The sequence below is a fragment of the Buttiauxella sp. B2 genome, assembly GCF_006376615.1.
GTDB lineage: Bacteria > Pseudomonadota > Gammaproteobacteria > Enterobacterales > Enterobacteriaceae > Buttiauxella.
In genome coordinates, this window is the sequence record NZ_VEXQ01000065.1 from 1 (window position 1) to 1854 (window position 1854).

1 protein-coding gene is annotated in these 1854 nt (G+C 47.2%); it reads right to left on the bottom strand.

Features of this window, described 5'->3' with window-relative positions; translation table 11 throughout:
* Window positions 1-749: 749 nt before the first annotated feature.
* Window positions 750-1854 (bottom strand): EAL domain-containing protein (locus tag FH968_RS23490; protein WP_139883891.1); only part of this gene is annotated, 1105 nt, incomplete at its 5' end.

The following is a 1854-nucleotide window of genomic DNA, read 5'->3' on the forward strand; positions in this document are numbered from 1 at the left end:
AAGCCATCACCAGCGTGGAAACCGGTGGCAACAGCTGCAGACCGATACAAATAAATGTCACAATTTTTTTTCTGACGGCAACAGAATACCTGCCGTCTGAACAGGGGTTATTTTTCATCATAGTCTCAAAATAAATACCAGTTAATCGCGCAGGCGTGGAATATACTGCCGTCGATATAAATATCCTGAGAGAATCATACCAAAATAACACATGAAATATCTTATAATATACTTTTAAATTAATTTAATCTGCAATAAAAACAATGATAAATAAGCAGAGAGAAAAAAGTAATTCGTGATAAATTAAATTTAAAATATTTAAATAAATAATTAAGAAAAATTAAAATAAAACCAAAAGAGTCAATAATCAACAAGGCGGTAACATTTTAAGTTCAAGTAACGAATTCTATTTCCCTTAGAAATTATTTAGTGAGGAGCATTGATCTGAGGTGAGCATATTACCTCAGATCAGGTGGTCAAATTCAGTAAACCATATATGGACGCCCCGGGTGATGCAAGTACTGGTTCGATACGGTTTGCGACCATATATCCGACGTCGTTAGTGGGTTCAATAATCCGCGCCATGATGTTATCCGAGCCCTGTTTCCTTATCACTACACCGGTATACGATTACCCAGGTCAACTTCAGGCTGTTACAGGGACGGTAGCCGTTTTCTCATCAGTGAATTGCCACGTCTAATTTAGGCACTTCCATGCCAATTTGCCTCAGTTAAAAGAAACGGCAATGCTCAGGCGGGCAGTTGACTCAGAAATTCCGATACCGGCATGGGCTTGCCATACAAATACCCTTGCAGGAAGGTCACGTTACGCGTCCTCAGGTAGGCAGACTGCACCTCGGTCTCTACCCCTTCCGCCACCAGTTTCAGGTCGAGCCGGTTCGCCAGGTCGATAACGTTGTCCACGATATGTGCGGAGAGTGCGTCAGTCCCAATCATGCTGACGAAGCTCTTGTCGATTTTGAGAATGTCGATGCTGAAGTTTTGCAGGTAGCTCAGGCTGGAATTTCCGGTACCAAAGTCATCGATAGCAATGAGGACTCCGAGGGCGTGAAGTTCGGCAATCAACTGGCCTGTTATATCATCCGCCACCAACAATTCGCGTTCGGTTAACTCCAGTATCAACGTGATGGGATTGTCCCGGAAGGTATCAATGAACACGCGGCAATCCTCCACCAGGCTAAAATCCTTGCAGTGTGCGGCACTGATATTGAAGCCAAAATGGAAGCCTTCAGGTAGCTGATGTACCAGGGGGGAAAACTGTTCACGTACCTGCTCCATCAGAACCCGGGTCATGGGGATAATAAGGCTGCTGTGTTCCGCTGTGGGGATGAAACGATCCGGCGATATGATGCCCTGCCGGGGATGTTGCCAACGCATCAGGACTTCACAGCCTGTCATGCGCTTATTTTCACCGGACACTACGGGCTGGATGTAGGGAATGAACTCCCGATGCTCCAGCGCCCGTCGCAATTCTTGCTCGGGCGAGTGCATGCGTCCCGACTTCCTGAACACCCAGACACCCGCAACCAGACTCAGAAGAGCCCAGGCAATGAGACTGAATCTGGAAAAACGCCAGATATTATCGAAATAGTCAGTGGGAGATATGCGGGTAATGATCCGAAACGGGTACCGACTTGATGACTGCTCCAGATACCCTGGCGTTTCAAGGGGGAAGAGCTGATCGGGGGGTGTTTCCCCGGCGGTCCATCGCTGTGGCCCCACAATCAGACTCAGGGACGTATTGGTACTCATCTTATCGAGCCCGGAGAACAGCAGGTAACCATAGAGTCTCACCGTGATACTGTCGTTGCCGACAACCTCCCGGTAGACCACA